This is a genomic window from Flavobacterium sp. GT3P67 (assembly GCF_004349155.1).
GTDB classification, from domain to species: domain Bacteria; phylum Bacteroidota; class Bacteroidia; order Flavobacteriales; family Flavobacteriaceae; genus Flavobacterium; species Flavobacterium ranwuense.
Genome location: NZ_SMLF01000004.1, coordinates 17,930 through 42,393, shown reverse-complemented (window position 1 = coordinate 42,393; position 24,464 = coordinate 17,930). Strand labels below are relative to the sequence as shown.

At 33.9% G+C, this 24,464-nt stretch carries 24 protein-coding genes; 10 read left to right on the top strand and 14 right to left on the bottom strand.

All coding sequences use genetic code 11. The features are described 5' to 3' along the window. Positions 1–226: 226 nt before the first annotated feature. Together E0H99_RS08275 and E0H99_RS08270 are read right to left on the bottom strand one after the other, a co-directional pair. On the bottom strand, positions 227–667 hold the full coding sequence (locus E0H99_RS08275; protein WP_131993703.1) for a KTSC domain-containing protein: 441 nt from the start codon (positions 665–667) through the stop codon (positions 227–229). 174 nt (positions 668–841) lie between these two features. Next, positions 842–1,087 carry a hypothetical protein gene (locus E0H99_RS08270; protein ID WP_131993700.1) on the bottom strand — a complete coding sequence of 82 codons (246 nt, stop codon included), beginning with the start codon at positions 1,085–1,087 and terminating at the stop codon, positions 842–844. Positions 1,088–1,178: 91 nt separating this feature from the next. On the opposite strand from E0H99_RS08270, the gene E0H99_RS08265 reads away from it, so the two are divergent. Further along, positions 1,179–1,724 (top strand): hypothetical protein, encoded by a 546-nt coding sequence (locus E0H99_RS08265; RefSeq protein WP_131993697.1) that lies wholly within the window; start codon positions 1,179–1,181, stop codon positions 1,722–1,724. 35 nt (positions 1,725–1,759) lie between these two features. Here the strand turns inward: E0H99_RS08265 and E0H99_RS08260 are convergent, their stop codons facing one another. Together E0H99_RS08260 and E0H99_RS08255 are read right to left on the bottom strand one after the other, a co-directional pair. Further along, positions 1,760–2,167 (bottom strand): response regulator, encoded by a 408-nt coding sequence (locus E0H99_RS08260; protein ID WP_131993694.1) that lies wholly within the window; start codon positions 2,165–2,167, stop codon positions 1,760–1,762. Beyond that, entirely contained in the window at positions 2,164–5,004 is a 2,841-nt protein-coding gene (locus tag E0H99_RS08255) for a PAS domain S-box protein (protein WP_165930276.1), read from the bottom strand. The genes E0H99_RS08260 and E0H99_RS08255 overlap by 4 nt, the downstream gene beginning before the upstream one ends. Positions 5,005–5,372: 368 nt before the next feature. Here E0H99_RS08255 and E0H99_RS17210 point away from each other — a divergent pair, with 368 nt between their 5' ends. From E0H99_RS17210 to E0H99_RS08230, 6 genes are all read left to right on the top strand, one after another. After that, positions 5,373–5,525, top strand: coding sequence for a hypothetical protein (locus tag E0H99_RS17210; protein WP_165930185.1), 153 nt, complete (start codon positions 5,373–5,375; stop codon positions 5,523–5,525). A 2-nt stretch (positions 5,526–5,527) separates the two neighbouring features. After that, positions 5,528–5,758 (top strand): hypothetical protein, encoded by a 231-nt coding sequence (locus E0H99_RS08250; protein WP_131993688.1) that lies wholly within the window; start codon positions 5,528–5,530, stop codon positions 5,756–5,758. A 31-nt stretch (positions 5,759–5,789) separates the two neighbouring features. Then, positions 5,790–6,173 carry a YchJ family protein gene (locus E0H99_RS08245; protein ID WP_131993685.1) on the top strand — a complete coding sequence of 128 codons (384 nt, stop codon included), beginning with the start codon at positions 5,790–5,792 and terminating at the stop codon, positions 6,171–6,173. Positions 6,174–6,280: 107 nt separating this feature from the next. Continuing rightward, positions 6,281–7,399, top strand: coding sequence for a vWA domain-containing protein (locus tag E0H99_RS08240; RefSeq protein ID WP_131993682.1), 1,119 nt, complete (start codon positions 6,281–6,283; stop codon positions 7,397–7,399). A gap of 37 nt (positions 7,400–7,436) precedes the next feature. Next, a complete protein-coding gene (locus tag E0H99_RS08235; protein WP_131993679.1) occupies positions 7,437–8,900 on the top strand; it encodes an AAA family ATPase in 1,464 nt (487 codons plus the stop codon). A 298-nt stretch (positions 8,901–9,198) separates the two neighbouring features. Further along, a complete protein-coding gene (locus E0H99_RS08230) occupies positions 9,199–9,792 on the top strand; it encodes a 2OG-Fe(II) oxygenase (protein WP_131993676.1) in 594 nt (197 codons plus the stop codon). Positions 9,793–9,795: 3 nt separating this feature from the next. Here the strand turns inward: E0H99_RS08230 and E0H99_RS08225 are convergent, their stop codons facing one another. Both E0H99_RS08225 and E0H99_RS08220 read right to left on the bottom strand, forming a co-directional pair. Next, positions 9,796–10,356 carry a 2'-5' RNA ligase family protein gene (locus tag E0H99_RS08225; RefSeq protein WP_131993673.1) on the bottom strand — a complete coding sequence of 187 codons (561 nt, stop codon included), beginning with the start codon at positions 10,354–10,356 and terminating at the stop codon, positions 9,796–9,798. 238 nt (positions 10,357–10,594) lie between these two features. Beyond that, entirely contained in the window at positions 10,595–10,942 is a 348-nt protein-coding gene (locus tag E0H99_RS08220; RefSeq protein ID WP_131993670.1) for a DUF6249 domain-containing protein, read from the bottom strand. Between the two features lie 140 nt (positions 10,943–11,082). Between E0H99_RS08220 and E0H99_RS08215 the strand changes: the two genes are divergently transcribed. The 3 genes from E0H99_RS08215 to E0H99_RS08205 all read left to right on the top strand — a co-directional run bounded on the left by E0H99_RS08215 (position 11,083) and on the right by E0H99_RS08205 (position 13,915). Next, on the top strand, positions 11,083–11,679 hold the full coding sequence (locus tag E0H99_RS08215) for an RNA polymerase sigma factor (protein WP_131993667.1): 597 nt from the start codon (positions 11,083–11,085) through the stop codon (positions 11,677–11,679). Continuing rightward, positions 11,654–12,061 carry a hypothetical protein gene (locus E0H99_RS08210; RefSeq protein ID WP_131993664.1) on the top strand — a complete coding sequence of 136 codons (408 nt, stop codon included), beginning with the start codon at positions 11,654–11,656 and terminating at the stop codon, positions 12,059–12,061. Before E0H99_RS08215 ends, E0H99_RS08210 begins: the two co-directional genes overlap by 26 nt. A 207-nt stretch (positions 12,062–12,268) precedes the next feature. Further along, positions 12,269–13,915, top strand: coding sequence for a serine hydrolase domain-containing protein (locus E0H99_RS08205; RefSeq protein ID WP_131993661.1), 1,647 nt, complete (start codon positions 12,269–12,271; stop codon positions 13,913–13,915). A gap of 324 nt (positions 13,916–14,239) precedes the next feature. On the opposite strand, the gene E0H99_RS08200 is transcribed toward E0H99_RS08205, so the two are convergent. The 8 genes from E0H99_RS08200 to E0H99_RS08165 form a co-directional block, all read right to left on the bottom strand. Continuing rightward, positions 14,240–15,382: a saccharopine dehydrogenase family protein gene (locus E0H99_RS08200; protein ID WP_131993658.1), complete on the bottom strand. Its 1,143-nt coding sequence runs from the start codon at positions 15,380–15,382 to the stop codon at positions 14,240–14,242. A 170-nt stretch (positions 15,383–15,552) separates the two neighbouring features. Further along, positions 15,553–16,176 (bottom strand): MCP four helix bundle domain-containing protein, encoded by a 624-nt coding sequence (locus tag E0H99_RS08195; protein WP_131993655.1) that lies wholly within the window; start codon positions 16,174–16,176, stop codon positions 15,553–15,555. Positions 16,177–16,347: 171 nt separating this feature from the next. After that, complete coding sequence (locus E0H99_RS08190) at positions 16,348–17,343, bottom strand: metal-dependent hydrolase (protein WP_131993652.1); 996 nt, start codon at positions 17,341–17,343, stop codon at positions 16,348–16,350. Positions 17,344–17,520: 177 nt separating this feature from the next. After that, positions 17,521–18,633, bottom strand: a complete 1,113-nt coding sequence (locus E0H99_RS08185; RefSeq protein ID WP_131993649.1) for a formylglycine-generating enzyme family protein — start codon at positions 18,631–18,633, stop codon at positions 17,521–17,523. A 45-nt stretch (positions 18,634–18,678) separates the two neighbouring features. Beyond that, positions 18,679–20,193: a sulfatase family protein gene (locus tag E0H99_RS08180; protein WP_131993646.1), complete on the bottom strand. Its 1,515-nt coding sequence runs from the start codon at positions 20,191–20,193 to the stop codon at positions 18,679–18,681. 69 nt (positions 20,194–20,262) lie between these two features. Next, positions 20,263–21,738, bottom strand: coding sequence for an arylsulfatase (locus E0H99_RS08175; protein WP_131993643.1), 1,476 nt, complete (start codon positions 21,736–21,738; stop codon positions 20,263–20,265). Between the two features lie 292 nt (positions 21,739–22,030). After that, positions 22,031–23,161: an N-acetylglucosamine-6-phosphate deacetylase gene (gene nagA, locus E0H99_RS08170; protein WP_131993640.1), complete on the bottom strand. Its 1,131-nt coding sequence runs from the start codon at positions 23,159–23,161 to the stop codon at positions 22,031–22,033. A 76-nt stretch (positions 23,162–23,237) separates the two neighbouring features. After that, positions 23,238–24,383 carry a sialidase family protein gene (locus E0H99_RS08165; protein ID WP_240723464.1) on the bottom strand — a complete coding sequence of 382 codons (1,146 nt, stop codon included), beginning with the start codon at positions 24,381–24,383 and terminating at the stop codon, positions 23,238–23,240. Positions 24,384–24,464 lie beyond the last annotated feature (81 nt).

Sequence of the window (24,464 nt, the reverse complement as noted above, 5' to 3'; positions counted from 1 at the left end):
CCTAAATTTTTGTTATAATTTTTCATTCTTAATTAGAAGGTATTGTGTATTTTATTTGTAGGTGTTTTGTAATATAAACAATCAATGTTTTTATTTTAAATTTCGATTTAAAATTAATTCTTTAAGATTGTAATTATATGTTTATGAAATAGTTATCGTAAAATTATAAAATAAAAAAAGCACCCTGATAAAGGATGCTTAGCTATTTTTTTGATTTTCTAAAAAACTAGTCTTGGTTGATTGTTTTTCTCCAAGTAAAAGAATTTAGGATATGTCTTTTTGCAAATCTTCCAGGAGAATCAGCATTTACCATTTTTACATAAGTTGCTTTTGGCACGCTGATGTATTCGTAAACACTACCATTTGAAAAATTAATAATCAATCTTCCTTCAACAAACTTATAGTCTGAAATTGTAGCAGTTGCTATAGTTTCAGTATATTCAGGTAAGTTTTGTTTAAGAGTTTCAGGATTGATACTTACCAAAAAATGATATGCTTCAATGATTTTTTTACTATTTTCTTCTGCAGCTTTCAATCCAGATTCATCACCCTGAAATTTGTCAGGATGCGCTTCTTTCATAGCGTTACGATAAATCGTTTTTAATTCTTTAAGCTCTGCAGTTTTATCTACATTTAGCAGTTTGCGGTATTCAACTATTTTTTTCATAAATAAAGGTAACTACTTGTCTTTTACTATTAAATCAATGTAATTTGATTTCAAAATCGACAAATTTTTTGCAAAGGTACACTTTTTTTTAAATTTTTAGTTTGTGACAAAAAAATATTCAAAAAAAAGAATTTGAATTCTATTTTTTTCTTAAAAAAGTAAGAGGAAAATATATTATTGTTGTGGTTTATTATTGGCTTTATCGAAGTTTTTCGATTTTTTTGGATATTTATTATAACTGATATCGCTTGGATTTTCAATTATAGATTTTATTGTAATCCAATCACCAACAGTATGTTTTTGGGCCATTTTATAGTCTAAAAGATATGCACCACAAAAAAAGTTGTTGTTTTCATCTTTTTCCATAATTCCGGTGTAAACACCTTTTTGTAACATTCTTTCTTCAGAAGCTTTGGTCATAATCAATTTATTTTTACTAATTCTTGTTGGCAAAGTTAATCAAATATTACTTGTCTTACTATGTTTTAGACTTTCTGGTTACCTTTGTTTAATGGAAAAAATATTTCGTCCCAGCCCCAATTCCTTCAAAAATACTTTTTGTGTCTTTCATGAAGAGTTTTTGGACAGCATAAATGGATTAGAACTTCAGTACGACAGTAAATCGGGAAGTAAATATTATTATACTAAAGTAGGAATGTATCGTTTGTCTAATCACTGGGGGCGATTGGCTAACAGTAAGTGGCGTTTAGAACCATTGGAACCAGAAATAGATTCTAAAATAAAATTAGGTTTTGCACCTTGGACCAATTTTTATCCAGATAATACTTTGGAAGAATTATATTATTTAGAAGCAAATTATCTAAAAAAAACGGTTAATTATCAGCATAAAAAGAATCCAAATTATGATAATAAAGCCATACTTAGATCCAGTTTTGAAACTACAAAAAGAATCAAGCAAGTCCGAAATTTATTTAATCTGACTTCTTGGGCTAAGTATTTTGATTATGATGATTTGGACGTTTTGAGAAAAAAAATTATCGATAAATTAATTTTGACCAATAAATCATTGGAAGAAATAAAAAGAGAATTGAAATAATTCTAAGGGATAATTTATTCAAAAACGTTTAACTTTTAATTATCTGAAGCAATCAATACTAAATCGCTAATAGTGACTGGTTTAGATAAATAGCCCAAAATATCTGAATATGTTTTTGATTTGTTTTTATCCTCAGCAGCAATAGAAGAACTTACAATATATACGATAATTTGTTTGCTGAATTTAGATTTTATTAACCCCATTTTCTCCATGAATTCCCAACCATCCATAATTGGCATATTGATATCCAATAGGATTATGTCCGGAAGTACTTCTGTATTATCCAGTTTATAAAGTATAGTATCATGTAATGCATCTATTGCTTCTTTCCCGTTTTTGAAAGTCGTAATGGTTGAAAACATTTCAGATCTTTGAATGATTTTATTAATGATGATTTGATAAATTGGGTCGTCATCGATTACCCAGATTGTTTTTTTTGTCATTGGATATAGATTTTAAATGTTGTTCCTAAATTAGGTTCACTTTCCACAGTTATATTTCCGCCCATGGCATCAATTTGATTTTTTGTAATAAATAATCCAATTCCTTTTGAATCAGAATTATTAGAGAATGTTTTATACATTCCAAAAATTTTATCAGCATTCTTAACAAGGTCAATCCCAATACCATTGTCTGAAATCTGAAGTACGTTCATATCATTCTCCATAAGCCATTTTATTTTTATAATTGGTTTGCGTTCCGGATGGCTATATCTAATGGAGTTAGAAATAATATTGTAAAGGATACTCTCCAGATAGGCTGGATTATAATTCACCATAACATTATCTGGCATGATTGTAGAAATGGAAACATCTTTTGAGTTTATTTGCTCAGAAAGGACTCTTTGAACAGTTTCTAAATACTGCTGTAAATTTAATGATTCTGACACCAGACCAATATTGGTTCTTATGTTTATGACTTCGTTTAAGTGAATCATGGTTTCATTTAAGGAATTCGAAACAGATTTTAATAATTGTATCATTTCATCTTTCTCCTCCTCAGATTCAGAAGATTCTATTATAGCCATAATAGATGCGATGTTACTGGTATGGGATCTTAAATTGTGTGAAACAATATAGGAAAAGTTAAGCAGCCTTTTGTTTTGTTCAGTGACTAAATTGAAAGAGTCATTTAAATCTTTCTCGGCTTCTTTTGTTGTTGTGATATCAATCATTATGCCTCGTAAACTAAAAGCTTGACCATTTTCGGAAATTACATTTACAATAGCTCTTAACCAAACTACAGCTCCGTTCTTAGCAACCATTCGATACTCAAAATCATAATTTAAATTTTCCTTGGTTTTTAAAGTACAATAATCGAGCGTCCATTTTCTGTCTTCAGGATGAATATGGTCTGCCCAGAAAGTTTTACTTGCCAACCATTCTTCTGCATTATATCCCAATATTTTTTCTGCTTTTTGACTTATGAAATTAAAAGAAAAGGTTTTAGCGTCACATTCCCAAACTATTCCATCAATAGTATTAATTAAGGATTCGATTCTTTGTTGTGATTTAAGAATTATGTTTTCGGATAGTTTTCGGTCCGTAATGTCTTCAGTGGAAACAATGATTCTATCTAATGTTTTTTCATAACCCCGAATTACATTCCATCTTAAATTTACGTTACGATATTCCCCTTCTTTGTTTTTTATTTTGGTATCAATAATTAATTGTTTTTTACCTTGAGTTATTGCAATTAGTTGTTTTGTAAAATCGGCAATGGAATCTTTATCGATGATTTGTGAAAGACCAGAGATTAATTCTTCTTTAGTTCTAACTTTATGAAGGTGTAAGCACATCGTATTTACATCAATAATTTTTACTAAAGCAATACATTCATGAACCACATCAGGGTGCATTTTTAAATAAAGAGAAACTGTCTCTGGAGTTTCATTGACAAGATTTAATTTTTGAAGATAATTTTTAACTTTAGAAAAATCTTCTTCCCACAAAGGAATTGGGGAATCTTCAAATAGACTTTTAAATCGGGTTTCACTTTTTTTGATTAATTTTTGAGCTTCTTTTTTTAATGAAATATCTTCAACAATAGAGATATGGGTTGTCACTTTTTTTCCTTTTTTAAAAAGTGGAGATACAGTAAGATTTATCCAAACAATAGCACCAGATTTTGTATAACATCGTTTTTCCATAGAATACGCTGCGATTTTTCCATCTCTGAGCTTTTCTAAATTCATTAAATCTTCTTTTAAATCTCCTGGGTGTGTTATCGATTGAAAACTTCTCTCTTTCATTTCTTGTTGTGAATACCCTAATAATTTACAATATTGATTGTTAATCTCAATAAAATTGCCCGTAAATGAATCTATATGTGCTATTCCTACAGCTGCCTGATCAAAAATCGCCTCAAATTTTATTTCAGAATTAAAAAGTTTTGTTGCTTGAATATTTACTAGAGATTGAAGTTCTTCAGGAATTTTTAATAAAGTGTAAATAAGAATACCAAAAAGCGCGGCTAAAATTAGACCTATAATTCCTGGAATCAGAATTTGGGCGTAAAAATAATTCGGATGTTTAGATATTAAGTATAATTTCCAATCACCATCAGGAATAGTTGTAGAGATATGGTATTTTTCAGAAAAATCACTTTTATTGGGTAAGTAAAAAATTTCCTTTTTGGTAACTGGATTTTTCTTTGAAAACTGAAAATAGTATTTTGAATCATCAACAGTATTTATTCCTGAAGATTTCAATAAAGTATTAAATTTAATAATAACAGCTGAAAATCCCCAAAACTTATTGTTTTGAAAAACGGGAAATCTCCCTACAATCCCCATTCCGCCTTGTTTTAGTTTTAAAGGACCGGCAAAATACATCTTTTGAGATGCAATGGACTTTAAAGCTTCCCCTTTAAGATGAGGAGCCGCTAAAATATTTAAATTTATTGCAGCTTCATTATTTTTCAAGGGATAGATATACTTTATCACCCCATTAGGAACTAATTGTACCGCACTGATGTTATTGTTTGATTCTATCAGCTTTTTACCTACATAATCAAAATTTTCTGGAACTCCTTTATCATTAATAGTTAATGCTAATGTTAGTGTGGTTGTATAACAGTTTTTAAGTGATTGTTCTAAATTTTGATTGACAATTTGAAGGATGCTATTCATTTCTCGCTGCTCATCCTCTTTTATAAGTTGATATTGCTGATATACAAGAAAGCCTACAACATAGCTCAGGAATAAGAAAGTGATAAAACCCGTTGTTTTCGGTTTGTTTAAGAACCAACTAATAAATTCCGGGTATTTTTTATTGCTCATTTGTACTAATTGGAAGGATTGAGAAAGCTCAATTTTTAAAAAATAAATATAGATAAAAATAATATAACACCATAACATTTTAATACTATACTTAAATTCTTAGTTTTTAACCTGTTGAAATGGTTTATGTGATTATTCATATTTTATTGTAGTGTCAAAAATTATATAAAAACCAATATTTCTGAAAAAAAGTATAATATCTTGTTATAAAAAACAGAAATAATCAGAATAAATACGAAAAGTGATTATATGGCTATTTTTAAAATGCTAAACTCTATGGTTAAAAACAATTGAATTTCAATAAATAACCCGAACTTTGCAAGAGTTCTCAGATTAAATAGTCGATTTGATAATTAAAAAAAAATGACATGGGCAGAAATAACGAAAGAAATATAAAAAAGCACAACGACAAGTTGCATAAAGCTCAGGATAAAGTAAAACAAGCTGAAATTCTCCGTAAAGAAAAACTAAAACAAATTGCCAAACAGTTTAACGAGAGTAAGGATTTAGAAAATAATTAAAGATGGAAAACAATAAATTTGCGGATCTAAAAAAAGGGGTTCAAGAAATAATTGATTTGATTGCCAGTAGAAATGGTAAAGAGGCTAATAATAAATTAGTTGAAGTGAGCGAAGATTTAGATGAGTTGCTTGACTTTGCAGAAGAAGACGAAGATCTAATCGAAATCAGTAAGTATCAAGTACTGTTGAATCAATTGCAACAAAAGATAGTTGCACTTGACGGACAATTATAATGTTATAGATTTCAATAGTTTTTTATATAAAATGACAAAAATAAAATGCCATTGTGGTTCTCAAAAAAATTTTGATCAGTGTTGCGAACCATTTATTAATGGAGCTGAAAAAGCATCAACAGCTTTAGAATTAATGCGTTCCCGTTATTCGGCTTACGCAACACATGCCTCCGAATATTTATTGGCCACAACCCATATTTCAGAAAGAAAACAGTATTCTAAATCTGAAATTCTAAATTGGGCCATTTCAAATCAATGGCTTCAATTAGAAATTGTAAAAGCGACAGAAAATACTGTGGAGTTCAAAGCCTATTTTTTGGATAGCAAGCTTCAAAAACAAATTCATCACGAACTTTCTACTTTTAAATTCGAAAACGAGAATTGGTTTTATGTAAATGGGAAGTTTTTTGATTAGTTCCCTTTACTAATAAAATCTAGCATAATTTTGTCTCGATGTTTTTAACTAAAAATTAATAAACGTTTGTCTAGACTACATTTTAAAATGATGTAATTTTAAAGTCTATGAAAAATGATAATAAAAAAGGATTTTATTTTAAGCAATACGAAGCCCCATTTCAGTCTCCGTTTGATAAGCTCTTTGGTATTTTTAAAGAATTAATTACACATACTTCGGGAGATTTTGATGAAGCAATCGACTGGTTGCGGGAATTAGACAAAGAATATAAACTCACCGATAAACAGTATACCATTGATGATTTTATCGAAGATTTGAAGAAAAAAGGTTACATCCGCGATGAACTCAAAGACGATGGAACTTCAGGAATTGGAATTACTGCCAAAACAGAACGCGCCATTCGACAACAAGCTTTAGATAACATTTTTGGTAATTTAAAACGTTCCGGAAGTGGAAATCACAAAACAAAACATGCCGGAAACGGAGATGAGCATACCGGTGAATTTCGGGAATTTCATTTTGGTGATGGACTAGAAAGAATCTCGTTGACTGAAAGCTTGCGTAACGCCCAAATCAATAATGGTGTAGCTGATTTTATGCTAACCGAAAATGATTTGGTGGTTGAAGAAACCCAATACAAGTCCCAAATGAGTACGGTTTTGATGATTGATATTAGTCACAGCATGATTTTATATGGAGAAGACAGAATTACACCCGCCAAAAAAGTGGCGATGGCTCTTGCTGAATTGATTACAACACGTTATCCGAAAGATACTTTAGATATTTTAGTTTTTGGAAATGACGCTTGGACGATTGCAATTCGGGATTTACCCTATTTAAAAGTCGGGCCGTACCATACCAATACGGTAGCCGGTTTACAACTGGCTATGGATTTACTTCGCCGAAAACGAAACACCAACAAACAAATTTTCATGATTACCGATGGAAAGCCAAGTTGTGTTCGCGAAAAAGACGGTTCCTATTATATGAACAGCAATGGACTCGATGAATATATTGTCGATAAATGCTACAATCAGGCGCAACAAGCCCGAAAATTGCACATTCCAATAACCACTTTTATGATTGCCAATGATCCGTATTTACAGCAATTTGTAAATCGGTTTACCGAAGCCAATCAAGGAAAAGCATTTTACACCGGATTGAAAGGACTTGGTGAAATGATTTTTGAAGATTATGAAACGAATCGTAAAAAAAGAATAAAATAAAGATTAGAAAAAGATGCAAGAAAAGATAATTCACAATATGAAAATAGAAAATATAAAAACACTCGGAGAATTAAAACACTCGGGTTACGAAAGTAAAAGCATTAAAGATGAATTGCGTTCCAACCTTAGAGAAAAAATAAAATCTGGAAAGCCAACATTTGAAGGCGTTCACGGTTTTGAGAATACCGTTATTCCAGAATTAGAACGCGCTATTTTATCGCGTCACAACATCAATTTATTAGGGCTTCGCGGTCAAGCCAAAACCAGACTGGCTCGTAAAATGATTGAATTACTCGATGAATACATTCCGTTTGTGACTGGTTCCGAAATTAATGACGATCCTATGCAACCAATTTCGCGTTTTGCCAAAGATATAATTGAAATTAAAGGAGATGAAACTCCAATTTCTTGGTTACACAGAAACGACCGTTTCTTCGAAAAATTAGCTACGCCAGACGTTACCGTTGCTGATTTAATTGGTGATGTTGATCCTATAAAAGCAGCCAATTTGAAACTATCGTATGCAGATGATCGTGTGATACACTTTGGGATGATTCCAAGAGCGAATCGCTGTATTTTCGTCATTAATGAACTGCCTGATTTACAGGCTCGAATTCAGGTAGCGCTGTTTAATATTTTACAGGAAGGTGATATCCAGATTAGGGGTTTTAAGTTGCGAATGCCACTGGATATGCAATTCGTTTTTACCGCAAATCCCGAAGATTATACGAATCGTGGAAGTATTGTGACGCCATTAAAAGACAGGATTGGTTCCCAAATTTTGACACATTATCCGGAAACCATTAAAATTGCCCGAAAGATTACAGAACAGGAAGCTAAACTAGATGCTTCACAAAGCGATATGGTTTACGTACCTTCATTAGCGCGGGATTTATTGGAACAAATAAGTTTTGAAGCAAGGGAAAGTGAATATATTGATAACAAAAGTGGCGTGAGTGCCAGATTGAGTATCACGGCTTTAGAGAATTTATTAAGTACCGCAGAACGCCGAGCATTGAAATCAGGAGAAGATAAAACAAGCTTACGATTATCTGATTTTATGGGTATTATTTCTGCCATTACCGGAAAAGTAGAATTGGTTTATGAAGGAGAGCAGGAGGGAGCAGCCGCTGTGGCGCAGCATTTATTAGGGGATGCGATTCATACTTTTTTCCCGGCTTATTTTCCAAAAATTGAAAAACTGGAAAAACAGGACGAGAAAACACCTTATACCGATATTATCGAATGGTTTTTTGCCGAAAGCGGTTTTGAATTATTGGATGATTGTTCGGATGAGGAATATCAAAGAATCTTGGGAAGTATTGTCCCGCTTGAGATTTTGATTAAGAAATACCAACCACAACTGGAAAAAGAAGACAAATTCTTTATGAAAGAATTTATTCTTTGGGGTTTGGTAGAATATAAAAAACTGAGCAAAGACCGCTTCTCTGAGGGGTATCAGTTCAAGGATATTTATGGAAGTTTTATTAGTAAATTATAAATAACAACAAGGGTTTGGATTCATTTCTAAACCCTTTTTTATTAATATTCAGCAGCATTTTATTCCTTGAATATTTATAGATTGAACGATGAAAGGTATTTAGGAGTCTTAAGTTTAAAGTTTTTATAATGTACTTAAATACCTTACATGGTTAAAATTGACATTATGTTTCTACCTTTTCTGTTTTTAAAGGTGGCGAGTTTACACTATAATTTTTATTTATTTCACAATGAGACGCTAACGGTTTTATTTAGTCTACCTTGCCCCGTTGACAGTCTAAACTGTCAATAAAAAAGACATGGAAAATTGCTTTGAGGCTTTGATTGCTACTTATATTGAAAATAAGGTAGGCATATCCGAAAATTTTTTGAGTACCGATTTGGCCAATAACTTAAAGCAAAACTTGCTTACTTTAAATCAGAAAAGTTTGTTGATGGAAGCAGGAATTGGCAACTCAGAGAAAGTTTCTTATGATGGTGCGATACGAAGCGATTCTATTTATTGGCTTGACAAAAAACATAACAACGTATTCGAAAATGAATTTTTTGCTCAAATTGAAGCATTTATTATCTATTTGAACCAAAGTTGTTATGCCGGAATAACAGGTTATGAATTTCATTATTCATTGTATGAATCGGGTGATTTTTATTTAAAACACTTGGATCAATTCAAGAACAATCCCAGTCGAAAATACTCTATGATTAGTTATTTAAACAGCAATTGGCAAGAAAGTGATGGAGGAGAATTGCTGATTCATCAATTAGACAACAATCAGAAAATTTCACCTACACAAGGCAAGACTGTTTTCTTTAAAAGTGACGAGCTAGTTCACGAAGTTTTGGTAACACAAAATACCAGAATGAGCATTACTGGATGGTTGAAGAGTGATTAATAACTAAAAAAGCGTTCCTTGTATAAGTTTGGGTTGAGGATTACTGTTGAATTTAAAAGTATCAGTTACAAAAAACTGTTTTATATTCTCATCAAACTTTCGTAAAACAATACTGTCACACAAAAAAACGGTGTCAATTTCGGTAAACAAACGATTCGCTTTTTGAAGCTTTTCAGGAGTTAATCTTCGCGCAATAGACAAGTGCGGATCGTTGCTTTTTTGTAAATCAAATCTTCGAAGTGATTCATGAACTCGTTTCATTATGGGTTTCAAACTGTTTTTAGAATCTTCGTTAGGCGATATAAAAAACGCACCATTGGGATAGGAACCAAATCCATTCAAACACACTTCAATCGGTTCTAAAGTATCACACAATCTGACTAATTGATTTTTAATAATTTCAATCGATTTATCGGTAGTTTTGAATTCACAAATGGTAATATGAACCACAGAATTTTTACTGTGAAACCAACCCGCTTCCTTTGCCAATTGATCTTTCATGGATTTAACTAAAGCAATAATATCCTCCGAAGGGTATATCGCAACAGAATATTGTTTTTCCATAGGTTATGATTTACGCTTTATGCAAAAGTAAAGATTTAGTTATTGCAATTTTCATTGGATTTTTTTTATTGCAATAGTTTTATTTTCTGATACAGAAAGTAACTGGATATGAAAAAAAAGACTTCCAACCCTTGATTCGCATAATTCGTTTAGAAAACAATAAAAGAGATGCCGTGAGACATCTCTTTTATTGTTTTAAATATTGAAAAGGAATATGCTTAATTTTGAATGCAAATTTTTATTCTTTATCTAATCTTTCGGTCATTTTAAAACCAGTCAATAAACCAGTACCTGCCATTAGGAATATCACTCCAGGGTATAAGGCTTCATTTGTAACGCCAAAAACGTGTTGTATACTCAAAGCTATTAATATGCCAGCTCCAATTCCCATTAGTAATAAGGCGAAATTTAAGATAAGCACTTTCGCTATTGGAGCAGTCTCTTGTCTTTCTGTCATGAAAATGCTGGCGTCTATACCTTTCTCAATAAGTGCTAAACGTTCCTTGTTTCGGGTTGAAAAAAATAAATAGAATACTCCGAAGATTGCTCCGAAAATGATAATTAGGATAAAAACTTCTGGTCCCATAATAATTGTTTTTAATTGGTTACTTTTAATGTGTTCCTAGCTTAGGACGATAGAAGCTCAACTTTGGTTACAACTTTTTTCAAAAACTTTTTTTAATTTAACTGTAACCAAAACCCATTTGTTGTAGTCTTAACTAATATATGACCCTAATCGACGATCAATATTACATCACAAAAATAGTAGAAGGTGACACCAAAGTATTTGCCGTTTTGGTTGATCGTTATAAAGATTTGGTTTTTACCTTGGCTTTGCGAATGCTTAAAAACAAGGAAGAAGCAGAGGAAGTATCACAGGATACCTTTATTAAAGTGTTTAAGTCTTTAAATAAATTTAAAGGAGATTCAAAATTTTCAAGTTGGATTTATAGAATAACCTATAATAATTGTTTAGATGCCTTAAAGAAATACAAACAAGAATATCAGTGGGTCACTATAGATGAGTTTACAGAGCGTCAAGTGGTAACACTAGACAATGCGTTTGATGCTTTAGTAGAAAAAGAACAGCAGCAAGCGATAGAAGATTGTTTGCAAAGACTGCCTAACGAAGATAGTTTTTTATTAACCCTGTATTATTTTGAAGAGCAATCATTAGATGAGATATCAAAAATAATGGGGTTGACAGCTAATAATGTCAAAGTGAAACTCTTTAGAAGCAGGAAAAAGTTAACTTCCATATTAAAAGAACGATTAGAGCCAGAAATAATTGAACATTATGAACGAAAACAAACAAATGGATAACTTATCAAGAAAAGTTATTAGAAAAGCCTCATTAGAGTCTCCTTCATTTGATTTTACTACTCAAATAATGGCACAGCTCACGGTTTTGAAGCAAAGCGAGACTACCATTTATAAACCTTTAATTTCAAAAAAAGGATGGTTTGTTATTTTTGGAGGTTTTGCAGCTTTGGTAGTTTATGCGATTATTGGAGAGCAACCACAAATACCAGAATGGTTTGATACAGTAGGTTTTAGTACTCTTTTAAATAATAAAATTTTAGGAATATTTTCTAGATTGACATTTTCTAAAACACTGCAATATGCTTTATTCTCTTTATCTATAATGGTGCTCATTCAAGTTTATTTGTTTAAGCGTTATTTATATAAGAGATTTGAGGTTTAATAAAAAATTTCACTTCCACAAATTGTATTTATGTTTTATATTATTGATTTTAAGCTTGGTAAGTCCAAATTTAGTTTGATTACGAAGGCTGTCATGAATCTTTGTTTTTGAAAAATATCACATTCAACATTAATAACATTAGTTCGATTATTAAACAGTTATCTACCATTTTAAAAGACAACACTGCAAACATTAAAGAACAGAAATATGATGAGACGGCTTGCTATTTTAACCACAATTTTCCTGACAACATTCAACCTGTTTGGACAAACAATTGATTTTGTAAAAAGTGATAGTATTACTTATCCAATTCATAAAGCAAACGTTGGTAAAATTGCTTTTATGGGTAAGATTGCTCCTATTGAAAATTTTAAACAATCTGACTTTCTAACATCATTTGAATTAAAAGAGAAAACCGACCTTAACATCAGAGTTTTTTTAGGAAATTCTCTGACAAATTATCTTCATTTACTTTCGTCTCAATCAACCGCTCACGAACTAACTAAAAATGGAAATTATCAATTCACATTTTTCGTTGACAACCAAAAGATTTATGTTGAAAATCTCAATGTTGGGGCAGGAAGTGCTGACAGTAAAAATCAAAGAACAGTTTTTAGAATTCCGTTAATAAGTTCTACCAATGAAGATTCTTGGGGTAGATTTCTTTGGAATAGATTTTTAACGAATGGCGGACAAGAAGCATTTACAAATGGAGAACATCTTCTTAAAATAGAAATCAGGCCTTACTTAAAACTGACCGAAGTGTTGACTGGCAATATTATTGCTGAAGGCCAAATTAAAATCAAAGTTCCAGAAATTAAAATCAATGAAAAATTGGTTAAAGTTCAGACCATAAAACCACTTAAAGACTGGCAAATTTCAACAGAGAAAATTGATACCGCTAAAATTGAAGAACTAAACCGAAAAATCGCAATACAATCCTATAAAGATATAACAAGTGTTGTTGTAATAAAAGACGGTAAACTTTTAATTGAAGAGTATTTTAACGGAGCAACTCGTGAGTCACTTCACGACACACGGTCTGTTGGAAAATCATTTGCGTCAACTCTTTTAGGTATCGCAATTAAAGACGGTTACATAAAAAGCGAAACACAAACCTTAAAAGAATTTTACAACCTAAAATCCTTTCAAAACTATTCCTCATCAAAAGATAGTATTACTTTAAAAAGTTTGCTGACAATGAGTTCAACTTTTGACGGTTCCGATATAAATTCTGAATCATTTGGTCACGAAGAAAATATGTATCCTACAAAAAATTGGGTTGACTTCACTTTAAATTTACCAATTGACAAAACAAAAGTAGCAGACAAGCAGTGGGATTACTTTACAGCTGGTGTTGTAGTTTTGGGCGACATCATTCATAAATCTGTTCCAAATGGTTTAGATAAGTATGCCGACAAAAACCTATTTCAACCTCTCGGAATTACAAAATATAAATGGCAGTTCACACCTCAAAAAGTAGCTAATACAGCAGGTGGTTTACAATTGCGTTCGTTGGACTTTGCGAAGTTTGGGCAGTTATACAAAAATCAGGGTACTTGGAATGGCAAACAAATTCTGTCACAAGACTGGATAGCAAAAAGTTTATCACACCAAATGACAATATCAGAAGACGAGTATTATGGTTATCTATTTTGGAATAAAAGGTACAAAGTAAATGGCGTGAATTATGAAGTTTACTATTCGAGCGGAAATGGTGGCAATAGAATTTTTATTTTCAAAGACCAGCCAATTGTAATTGTAATTACTTCGACAGCATATAATACTCCATACGGACAGAAACAAGTTGACAAGATTATGCAGGACTATTTAATACCAGCAATTACGAAATGACAAGAAAAAATATAACAGGCGTTTGGAAAAAAAGCGGGATCAGTGCTTAAATGAAGTTTTGTGCTTCGTATCAAATTCAGTGCAGGCAGACAGTTTTTTGATTCGATATTCGCTTCTTCGACAAGCGCCAAACCATTGATTTACAAAGAGGTTTGGGTTCCAGCAAGGTTTCCAAAACCTTGTAGGTATTGTTCTTCTTGCATCCAAATACCTACAAGGTCGAAAAAAGACCTTACAGGAAAATACAAAATAATAAAATACTGATATTGAATTGATTAAAAAATAATTAATAATCGAACTCAGGTTAATACATTATTACCGTGTTTATAATTTCCCATAAACATGTACAATATAATTCCCATTTAAAAATTGTACTGGATCAATTTGGCTTTGCAAAACAACTCCGCTATGAGGCGTTTCGAGTAATAATTGGGCTGCTTGCGCTAAGGGTGCTGCAGTAGTTGTTTGGATGGCTCTCAATTGATGTTTTCCTACTTTTTGAGGAAGTATACATTTTGCGATCTCTCGTCTGCGCAAAATTCCAGCTGCATCTTTGCCTTCTACAGCTGCATACAAAACAATTTTGTCGTCTTCAATATGAGGGATTACAGCTTCCATTTTTTCTTGAAGAGTTTTAATTGCGTCCGATGTATTTCCTAAAGTAGTAAGTTGCTCTTGTACCCAAGCATAATGCCCTTGATGACGTAAGGTTTTGTAGTCAAGTGAACGCACCTTTCCTAACAATGCATCGGGTAAATCTGCTGCGCCACCAGAGGTGAGATCCTCTTCATAAGCAATGCCGTCAATAATAATAGTAGCTTTTTCCGACAATGAAGGTAGTATAGTTTTTTTAAAATCCCTTATGACTATGGTTTCTTTCAGATATTCGGTAGCAACACCCACCGGACTCCAAGTAAATCCATAATAATGCGGAGCAACAGCGTGATTGGTCAGAGCACCAACTTTCATTTCTAATTTATCCACTTTATCTACTCCAAAGTCTCTACAAAACTGTTGAAAAAGAGCATTGGCGAGCAAGTCGATGTAGCCGGGAGCCAGACCAGTTTGAAGCACAAAACCAGTTTTGGCATCTTTTGCCAAAGCCATTATTTCTTCGGTTTCTGAAACATATTCGGTGAGATTAGCATAATGAAGATTGAAATCTTTGGCAAATTGGGCTATCCTTGGTGCTTGGCTACCCGGTAGGCAGTCTAGAATGATATCTCCTTGACGCAAGATTGCTGCCATTTCCTCCGTCAGGCTTTTCTCAGCAAGGTGAAAGCCGTTAACGGAGCAGCGTTTCGTTGTGCCTTCTTCAATCCAATGAGCCACTTTTTTTGCTTTTGAATGGGTTCTGTCACCAATAAAAAGAGTAGGAGGGACTTCGCTCCATTCCATCAATAACAAACCTACAGCTTCGGCAATTCCACCAGCTCCGGCAATAATAATAGTGTGATGCTTTTTCATATACTAAAGTTACTATTTTTTCTTGATTTAGTATTTGGTGGTATGCGTTAATTTATTGACTTTTAAATAATTGTGTTTACGTTAACTGCGTCACAGTTGGATTTTTTGTATTGTACGATGGTTGAATGACAATTATTAATTCTCATAGTAAAAAATATTTCAGCATATGATTAATTCATACTTGGAGATTGGGGTATTTTGATCTTATTTTTCTTCGCCATTAACAAATATAAAGACACCGCACCTAAAATAACCAGTAAAGCAATCTGAAGTTGACCAAACGTGTTATTACCGTAATGCAAGGCATTTGAGTTTGACAATTTTGATCTGCCTTCCTTAATTTGAATTTGTGATAGCTGTTCCAATGTTTGTAAAGCCTGATTAGTGGAGTAAACTACTTGATGCCAATTTCTATTTTTGGTTTGTTCATTAATCGCAGAGGAAGAAGCCAGAAATGATGCAAAGGATATTTTTTCTTTGGGGGTTAATACCGTTTTTAAATATAATTTATCTATGTTTTGAATGTTTTTTAATGCGGTTGTAATCTCCTCCTTTTTTTGGGTGTCATTTAGTTTTATTTGTATTGCGCTTGCTTTTATAAAATGAAGTTCATTTGCATACTGAAAGATATATCGGGCCACGACCAATCTGTCATTGTAGACTGCATTGATATTCTCATTTGCCTTTTTGGAGTTTTGTAGCGTATTGAAATTGCTTACTATAATAATAAGCATAACAATAAGTATAACAAAAGCCGCTTTTGTTTTATTACTATATTTTTTTAGATCTTTCATGGAGATGGATTTTTATGGCTACTGCAATATAAGGCATTGTTTTGGATTTGTTTCAGCAACATAAAAGATTACAAAAAAGCACCAAAGGTTATTTTTTTAAATTACCTTCTTTACTGTACTATCATCCTAATATTCTGCATAACAGATCCAATAATTTTCTATTCTGGATGATTAATTTCCTTTTAATCGTTTGAAAATCTTCTGAAGTAATCGTTTACCATCTCGTTTTTCTTTGGTTACTTCAACAGCTTTTAATTCTGAATCGGTTTGGATAAATTTATAACTGAAAGCAAACTGTGGCTGTTTTGGATTATCATTTAGCAAACCAAAACGTAAATCATTGAAGTATAAGGTCTCGTTTTGTTTAGAAACGATATACCAGCCCTCACTTACTTTTTTTAACTTTTCAAAGTCAGAATTGCCTATTAACTGGCGGTCCAAATCGGTATTCTTAGCATAGGAGGTAAACGAAATTGGCTGACTGTCAAAAAGGGAATAATCCCCTAATAAGTATTTATCAGAAGTTGCTATGTTCGCATTCCATAAAATTAGGTTGAATGCTGTTGGTTTTACTATAATTTCAGAATATTGGATTCCTTGCTTCGTTAATGCTTTTTCAAATTGGTTCAAAGCATATAGTTTTATAAAACAGGACAAGAATAAATAAGCACTGCTGATGTATAAGCCTCTCCTAATATATTTTTTACGGAGCAATACTTTGTTTGTTTTCCAAACCATTATCAATGAAAGAAGTAATGGAATAGTGTATAATGGGTCAATTACAAATATTGTTTTTAATGCAAATCGATGGTTAAGCGGCCATAAAATCTGTGTGCCCCAGGAAGTAAACATATCGAGTAATACATGGGTGAATAAGCACCAAAACACCATCGATGTTGCTCCAAGAAAGTTAATTTTGTCCTTTTCTATTTTTGAAATAATCCAACCCAAAAAAGGAGATAGAAACAGAAATAATATAAGAGAATGACTTATGCCGCGATGAATCATAATCCCATCAATCGGATTCAAAAATAAACCGATTACTACATCTAAATCAGGAATTGTTCCTAAAATCGCACCATATAAAAAGGTTCTGTTTTTAAGTTTTTTGCCTACACATACCTCGGCAACGGCAATTCCTAAAACAATCTGTGTTAATGAATCCATTTATAGTTTTACTTCCCAATGCAGGAATTAGCAACCCCGTGTTTGCATGCCATTATTTATTGATGACGTCTTTAGAGTCTCAGAAGTATCTAAAAGGGCACATAATTCAGCGGTTGGTACAAAGTTATAAAATATTAGTATAAGAGTTTTGAAGTTTAGGAACAAAGTAAAGCACCATTATTTGGCATCAGCCACACACCTGAAACCGGTATGCTCTAGACCGGTATCGGGAGATGATTTCATACGTGCTGTAACTCGATATCCTTTGCAATAGGAAGCATTGCAAAGAAAAGAACCGCCACGAACCACTCTTTTGGGAACGGTAGGCTCCATGGGATCGTAGCTTCTTGCCGGACCTTTCGGGTTAATCGAAAGACCGTTGCCCAACCCCTTATAATAGTCAGGTGTATACCAGTCGCTGCACCATTCCCAAACATTACCCGCCATATCATACAATCCGAATTTATTAGGGGCAAAAGATTTCACAGGAGCGGCTCCTTTAAATTTATCTACAGTCTTATTTAAGTAGGGAAATTTTCCTTGCCAGATATTTGCTTTTGGCTTCCCTTTTTCGGGATCTTCATCGCCCCAAAAATATTTGTTATCAACTAATCCGCCTCGAGCGGCAAACTCCCATTCGGCTTCCGTAGGCAATCTTTTTCCCGCCCATTTTGCATACGCATTAGCATCATCCCATGAAATATGCACCACGGGATAATTATCTTTTCCTTTGATACTGCTGGCGGGTCCTTGTGGATGTTTCCAATTGGCATCTTGGGTCCAACTCCACCATTTGGAGGCATCATTTAAATTTACAGCCGAAGAAGTAGGTGTAAACACTAACGATGCTGTTACTAATAAACTCTCGTCTGGTTTTGGTGTGCCTGGAGGCAGCTGTTTTTTTATTTCTTCCCAATCCGGTTTTATTTCAGCAGTGGTGACATAGCCCGTTGCATCGACAAATTTTTTAAATTGGGCATTGGTAACTTCAGTAGCATCCATCCAAAAACTATTCGTTTTTACTGGGTGTTGCGGGTATTCATCAGACCTTCCTTCATTATCTGAAGCGCCCATCATAAATTCACCCGCAGGTATCTGCACCATTCCTTCATAAGAAACCGTCCCTGATTTATTGATGGCAATGGTGTCTTTTGTTGCCGAAAAACGGGATGGAAGCCTCGATTCACAACTCATCGCATCATTAGTAGCCTTAGAAGTTTTGTCAGGCTTCTTATTACAAGCTCCCAGTGAAAATAATAGTAATCCCAGAATAACTGCCTTATACTTCATTTATATTTTTATTAAATCTAATTGCCAAATTTAAAAGTAAATAATTTAATCGCTCTGCTTTTTATCTTTTGCTTTTTGCAATAAGGCCGCTAACTCATTTACCCTCATCGGATGTTTATCCGCAAGATTATTTTTTTCTCCAATATCAACACTTAAATCATACAACTGTGGTTGTTGGTTATTCCCTAATTCTATATTGGTAGCCGTATTCATCGCCGGTCCGTTATTTGGCTCGATGTATTTCCAATTGCCCTGAACGATGGCCAATGATCCTAATCCCTGTTCAACCAAAACAGTCCGGCCTTTTATAGATTTTCCCAACATAACGGCTAACATATCTTCACTATCTATGGCATCATTTTCCTTCAATTTAATATTCAACATCTTGGAAAAAGAGCTAAATAAATCAACCTGACAAAGCAAAGCATCAGAAACACCCTGTTTTGTTTTCCCTTGCCAACTCACAATAAATGGAATTCTTGTGCCGGCTTCAAATAAACTATATTTTCCGCCACGTAAAACGCCTGCAGGTGTATGCCCATTTAGTTTTGAGACCGCTTCATCCTGATAACCATCATCGAGCACAGGGCCGTTATCGCTGCTAAAAATGATGATGGTATTTTTTGAAATGCCAAGATATTCCAATTGCTTCATAATTTCCCCTACCGTCCAGTCTAATTGCAAAATCGCATCACCACGATAACCCAATTCACTTTTCCCTTTAAACATCGTGGAAGGCATGCGGGGTACATGTGGTTCAGTCAACGTATAATAGAGAAAAAACGGATTGTGTTTATTGGTTTCAATAAAGTCTTTTGCTTTTGATAAAAAAGTCAACGGCATTTCTTCATCGGTCCATCGGGCTTTATTACCCCCACTCATATAACCAATGCGCCCGATGCCATTTACAATCGTATTATTATGCCCCTGTCCGGGAGAAGATTGCATTTTTAATAATTCAGGATGCTCTTTCCCCGTTGGATCATTACCAACTATTTTTTTATAATCAACCTGAATGGGATCGGCGAGATCCAATGCAACTACCTTGTGATTTTCTACAAAAACCGTGGGTACACGATCCGCAGTAGCCGGAAATATAAATGAATAACCAAAGCCCACTTCGTTGGGACCCGGTTTTAATTCACCATTCCATTCTTTTTCTAAACTATTGCCCAATCCCAAATGCCATTTACCAACGATACCAGTTTGGTATCCTGCTTTCTGAAACAAGGAAGGTAAAGTTGTTTTATCCGTTGGAACAACTAAAGCGGCATCACCGGGTAGAATTCCCGTGCCTTTTTTTCGCCAAGGATATTGCCCCGTCATTATTGCATAACGAGACGGAGTACAGGTCGCCGAAGTAGAATGCGCATTGGTAAACCGAATGCCTTGTTTTGCCAGTTTATCAATGTTAGGTGTATTGATCTTTGTAGCACCATAACAACTCAGATCGCCATAACCCAAATCATCTGTTAAAATGATTATCACATTTGGTTTTTGCTGAGCAAACAGTACAGTCGTTAGCAAACATACAATTAGCATTGTCCCAATTTTATTCATACTTAAAGCTTATTAATTATTTCTTATTGTATTGGAAGTTCCTTAGAACCGCCCGTTAAATCTCTTTTTTTATTTTTCAGAAAACTTTGGATTTATAAATTCCCAATCTTTTATATGCGATGACTGATGTTCTTTTTTCATAATCTCTTCAAACTTTTTTGCAAGCTCCGGATGCAGAACAGCAAGATCAGTCGTTTCTTTTTCATCCGTAAGAAGATTGTAGATTTCCCAAGGGGCATTCTTATTTTTCTTCATATTACTCTTAACCCCTTTCCAGTCTCCCATTCGAACTGCTACTTGGCCTCCTTTTTCGGGAAATTCAAAATAAAGATAGTCGTGTTTCTTTTGCTTATTATCATTCCCCATTAAAGTTGGCAAAAGCGAAATTCCATCATTATCCCATGCTTTCACTCCTGTAATTTCAGACAAAGTTGCCATCATATCAAATTGTGCAGAAATGTGATTGGTTACTTTACCCGCAGGAATTTTACCCGGCCAACGCGCAATAAAAGGCTCACGAATACCTCCTTCGTATAAGTCCTGTTTTTTACCTCTTAAACCACCAAAACTATTGAAAAATTCCGTGTCAGCTCCGCCCGCTTTAAAAGTAGCACCATTATCGCTGGAGAACATCACTATCGTATTTTTATCTAATCCAAGCTCTTTCAACAACTTCATAATTCGGCCAACTTGTTCATCCATATAGGTAATCATGGCCGCGTAAGTAGCTCTAGGATACAGCGCAGAAGCATATCCATTTTCTCCACGGTAAGGCTTTTCGTCAAATTGGCCCAAGTATTCTTTCACCGCTTCATCCGGTGCCTGAAGTGAAACGTGTGGTCCTGTGTAAGGCAAGTATAAAAAGAATGGTTTCTTTCTATTTTCTTTGATAAAGTCCAAAGTCTTCTCCGCCATTTTTGTTACCGAATACTCTTTTCCTTTGAAATAATCGAAAGCACTATCTGGAGCATCTTTTGCCAGTGGTTTGTGCACTTGTATGTACGGATTTTTTAATGTATCCCATTTCCCGTTTTCCCAAAGATGGGTCGGATAAAAATTATGTGCCTGTTTCTGGTCGAGATATCCGTAGAAATAATCAAAGCCTTGTTTGTTCGGGTCGCCAGTTGTTGTGTTCATGCCTAATCCCCATTTACCGATGGCTCCCGTGGTATAACCTGCCTGTTGCATCAATTTCGCAATCGTGAAAGTGCCTTCCGGCAATGGCATTTGTCCGCCCTCGTTCTCATCTTCAAATCCGCCTAATTCATAATTCCCCCGAATGTAGGAATGCCCGCTATTCTTTCCGGTCATCAACATACAGCGCGAAGGTGCACAAACGGGTGCACTAGCATAATGTTGGGTGAATTTGATTCCTTCCTTGGCAATTTTATCTAAGTAGGGCGTTTTTATTTTTTCTTGGCCATAAGCCCCTAATTCTCCATACCCCATATCATCGGCATAAATGTAAATGATATTTGGTTTTTGCTGGGCAAATACAGCACAGGTTACCAAACACGTGATGATTAATGTCCATATTTTGTTCATATTTCCGAATTTTATTCTTTTATTAAATCCAATAAACCTTAAAACTTCTTCCTAGGGATATCTCTTGAGAAGTAATTTTTTCCAAAATACTGCATTATTAGCGACGAAAACAAAAAACACCTACCAGAAAAAATGGAAGTTATTGATTCCAACATAAAATCATCAAAAAAACTTAAAACTTCTTATTAATTAAAAAAGAGGTGCTTTAGAATAAAAGCACCTCTTTTTTAAAACCAAATTCAAAACAAAAAATCAACCAATTTTTAAAATTTTCACTTTTGGCGAAAGATTTTTAGGGTGTTAATGGATTGAAATTTAAGGTTTCGATTACCGATAAATCATCGTTAAACGTAACAAAACTAGCGGGAAATCCAGGTTTTATTTTTCCAATTTTATTTCCCATATTTATAGCACTTGCCACACGACAAGTAGCCATTTTAATTGCTTCATCCGCAGATACATTGAGATGGTTAAAGGCATTTTGTACGGCTTCTTGCATCGAAATACTGGCACCGGCTAAATTGCCCTCGTCGTTTCTGTAAAAACCATTGTCGAGATGCGCATCAAAATTCTCCCATTTAAAACTGGCAACTTTTCGCCCTAAAAATGCGGCGTCACTAATTAAAAAGAATTTATCTTTCTTTAATTTATACGCCAGTCTCGCTGCGGCATAATCGCAATGGGCACCGTCTAAAATAACAGGGGCATAAACGCTTTCATTTTCGAAAGTTGCACCAACCAAGCCCGGTTCACGATGACCAAACTGTGTCATAGCATTGAATAAGTGTGTCACGAGTTTAATTCCTTTAGAAAAATAATATTGTGCTTGATCGTAAGTCATTGTTGAATGTCCTGCTGAGATAACAATACCGCTTTCCAACAACATGTCTAATTGCTCATCGGTAAAACATTCCGGGGCAATAGTGATTACTTTTATCACATCTTTGCCATAGCGAATGATTTCCTCTAATTCGGAATTTGTAGGTTTGCGAACCTGATTAATACTATGCGCACCGCGTTTTAGAGGATTTAGAAACGGACCTTCTAGGTGCATTCCCATAACTCCGTTATTGTATTTTGCTTTATAATTACGAATGGCTTCAATTCCTTGATGAATAGTTTCATTGGATGAAGACACTAAGCAGGGCAGGGTATGGGTAGTGCCGTATTTTAAACTCGAATCATAAATATCCTGAATGGTTTCTTCAGTGGGAAACTGACTGAAATAATGCTTTTCTCCACCATTTATTTGGATGTCTATAAATCCTGAAGAGATATGTTTTCCTTTTAAATCAATTTGTTTAACATCATTTGGTATTTCTTTTTGAACCGAAAGGATTTTTCCGTTCTCTATAATAATAACACCGTTATCAATTATTTCATCTCCAGTATGAACGTTGGCATTAATAATAGCCTGTTTCATTTTTTAAGTTTTTATTTAGTATATAAATTAAAGCCCTCTATGAATTCTGAATTCATAGAGGGCTACTAATTGTTATTTATTTCTTTGTTGATTTTCTTTTTTTGGAAGGCTTTTTGAATTTATCCTTTCCATCAGTAAGCCATTTTAAAGAAAAGCTAACAAAAGTATTTTGAGTGTAGTCATCTTTCTCAAAAAACACACCGATATCTCCATTTTTTAGTACAGTAAGGGAAGAATATGCTGAGCCACCGCCATATATTGTTTTTCCTTCTGTCCATGTTTTTCCTTCGTCATAACTAATACGAACGGTCAAATTCATACGTCCTTTTTCCATTTTAGCATTAGAAAAAAGGATTCTATTTTTGTTATATCCATCTGCTTTAGCAGTGTATCGAACGATACCTGCATTACAACCTGGATCTATTAACTTTGGTTCGGGTTTACTGCTCCATGTTTTTCCTTCATCAGTTGAAATATGTACATAGCGCATGCCGCCCTTATTTACTCTTGCATTGACCATCCAACTTCCGTCAGCCAATTCGATGATTTTTGATTCATCTGCCGGTTTTATTGGAGTATCAATAAAATACCATGATTTCCCATGATCATCGCTGCCAAAAATATACAAGCCACTATTTAAATTTACCAAAGTATGCAATAGCTTCCCATTTTTTGTTTGAATTCCACGCCCCGATGTGATGAATTTAAAGTCTTTATGCCATTCCGGCTTTGCGATTTGACTGGTAATATCTTGTGGTTTACTCCAAGTTTTACCATTATCAGCACTCTTTACAACGTGTAAATAATAAACATCTTTTTCTTTATCTAAATCCATATAATTATAGAACATAAAGATTTCATTGGTTTGTTGATCTACAATCATCGAAGGATCTGATGCGGATTGCCCAAAAGGAAAATTAATCACTGTTTCAATCTCAGACCAGGTTTTACCATTATCGGCACTTCTGCGTAGAACGATGTTGATGTCTTTACTCCATTTTAAATCGCCGCACGAAGGTACACGTTCATCTATAGCAGCAACAAGATCGCCATTTGGGGCTGTAACTATAGCTGGGATTCGAAAGCAGGAAACACCTTCAACCATAGATGTATTAAATAAATCCTGATGTGTGATTACTCCATCTGCTATTTTATAGGTTTGATTCTGAGCTGAAAGCCCCGTTGCAGTGATTAATAATAGTGATATGAAAATTTTTTTCATGATAAAAATAGATTTAAGATTATTTTGTATTTCGGGGCTATTGAAAAAATTAATATTAAAAACGGTTCTCGGTACATTTTG

Bases quoted from the DNA above. Each gene is read 5' to 3' on its own strand.
- E0H99_RS08165 (WP_240723464.1), bottom strand. From the start codon at position 24,383: ATGAAAAAAATTTTCATATCACTATTATTAATCACTGCAACGGGGCTT.
- E0H99_RS08175 (WP_131993643.1), bottom strand. From the start codon at position 21,738: ATGAACAAAATATGGACATTAATCATCACGTGTTTGGTAACCTGTGCT.
- E0H99_RS08245 (WP_131993685.1), top strand. From the start codon at position 5,790: ATGACAAAAATAAAATGCCATTGTGGTTCTCAAAAAAATTTTGATCAG.
- E0H99_RS08185 (WP_131993649.1), bottom strand. From the start codon at position 18,633: ATGAAGTATAAGGCAGTTATTCTGGGATTACTATTATTTTCACTGGGA.
- E0H99_RS08265 (WP_131993697.1), top strand. From the start codon at position 1,179: ATGGAAAAAATATTTCGTCCCAGCCCCAATTCCTTCAAAAATACTTTT.
- E0H99_RS08225 (WP_131993673.1), bottom strand. From the start codon at position 10,356: ATGGAAAAACAATATTCTGTTGCGATATACCCTTCGGAGGATATTATT.
- E0H99_RS08260 (WP_131993694.1), bottom strand. From the start codon at position 2,167: ATGACAAAAAAAACAATCTGGGTAATCGATGACGACCCAATTTATCAA.
- E0H99_RS08190 (WP_131993652.1), bottom strand. From the start codon at position 17,343: ATGGATTCATTAACACAGATTGTTTTAGGAATTGCCGTTGCCGAGGTA.
- E0H99_RS08200 (WP_131993658.1), bottom strand. From the start codon at position 15,382: ATGAAAAAGCATCACACTATTATTATTGCCGGAGCTGGTGGAATTGCC.
- E0H99_RS08235 (WP_131993679.1), top strand. From the start codon at position 7,437: ATGAAAATAGAAAATATAAAAACACTCGGAGAATTAAAACACTCGGGT.
- E0H99_RS08215 (WP_131993667.1), top strand. From the start codon at position 11,083: ATGACCCTAATCGACGATCAATATTACATCACAAAAATAGTAGAAGGT.
- E0H99_RS08255 (WP_165930276.1), bottom strand. From the start codon at position 5,004: ATGAGCAATAAAAAATACCCGGAATTTATTAGTTGGTTCTTAAACAAA.
- E0H99_RS08210 (WP_131993664.1), top strand. From the start codon at position 11,654: ATGAACGAAAACAAACAAATGGATAACTTATCAAGAAAAGTTATTAGA.
- E0H99_RS08230 (WP_131993676.1), top strand. From the start codon at position 9,199: ATGGAAAATTGCTTTGAGGCTTTGATTGCTACTTATATTGAAAATAAG.
- E0H99_RS08180 (WP_131993646.1), bottom strand. From the start codon at position 20,193: ATGAATAAAATTGGGACAATGCTAATTGTATGTTTGCTAACGACTGTA.
- E0H99_RS08240 (WP_131993682.1), top strand. From the start codon at position 6,281: ATGAAAAATGATAATAAAAAAGGATTTTATTTTAAGCAATACGAAGCC.
- E0H99_RS08220 (WP_131993670.1), bottom strand. From the start codon at position 10,942: ATGGGACCAGAAGTTTTTATCCTAATTATCATTTTCGGAGCAATCTTC.
- E0H99_RS17210 (WP_165930185.1), top strand. From the start codon at position 5,373: ATGGGCAGAAATAACGAAAGAAATATAAAAAAGCACAACGACAAGTTG.
- E0H99_RS08270 (WP_131993700.1), bottom strand. From the start codon at position 1,087: ATGACCAAAGCTTCTGAAGAAAGAATGTTACAAAAAGGTGTTTACACC.
- E0H99_RS08195 (WP_131993655.1), bottom strand. From the start codon at position 16,176: ATGAAAGATCTAAAAAAATATAGTAATAAAACAAAAGCGGCTTTTGTT.
- E0H99_RS08250 (WP_131993688.1), top strand. From the start codon at position 5,528: ATGGAAAACAATAAATTTGCGGATCTAAAAAAAGGGGTTCAAGAAATA.
- E0H99_RS08275 (WP_131993703.1), bottom strand. From the start codon at position 667: ATGAAAAAAATAGTTGAATACCGCAAACTGCTAAATGTAGATAAAACT.
- nagA (WP_131993640.1), bottom strand. From the start codon at position 23,161: ATGAAACAGGCTATTATTAATGCCAACGTTCATACTGGAGATGAAATA.
- E0H99_RS08205 (WP_131993661.1), top strand. From the start codon at position 12,269: ATGATGAGACGGCTTGCTATTTTAACCACAATTTTCCTGACAACATTC.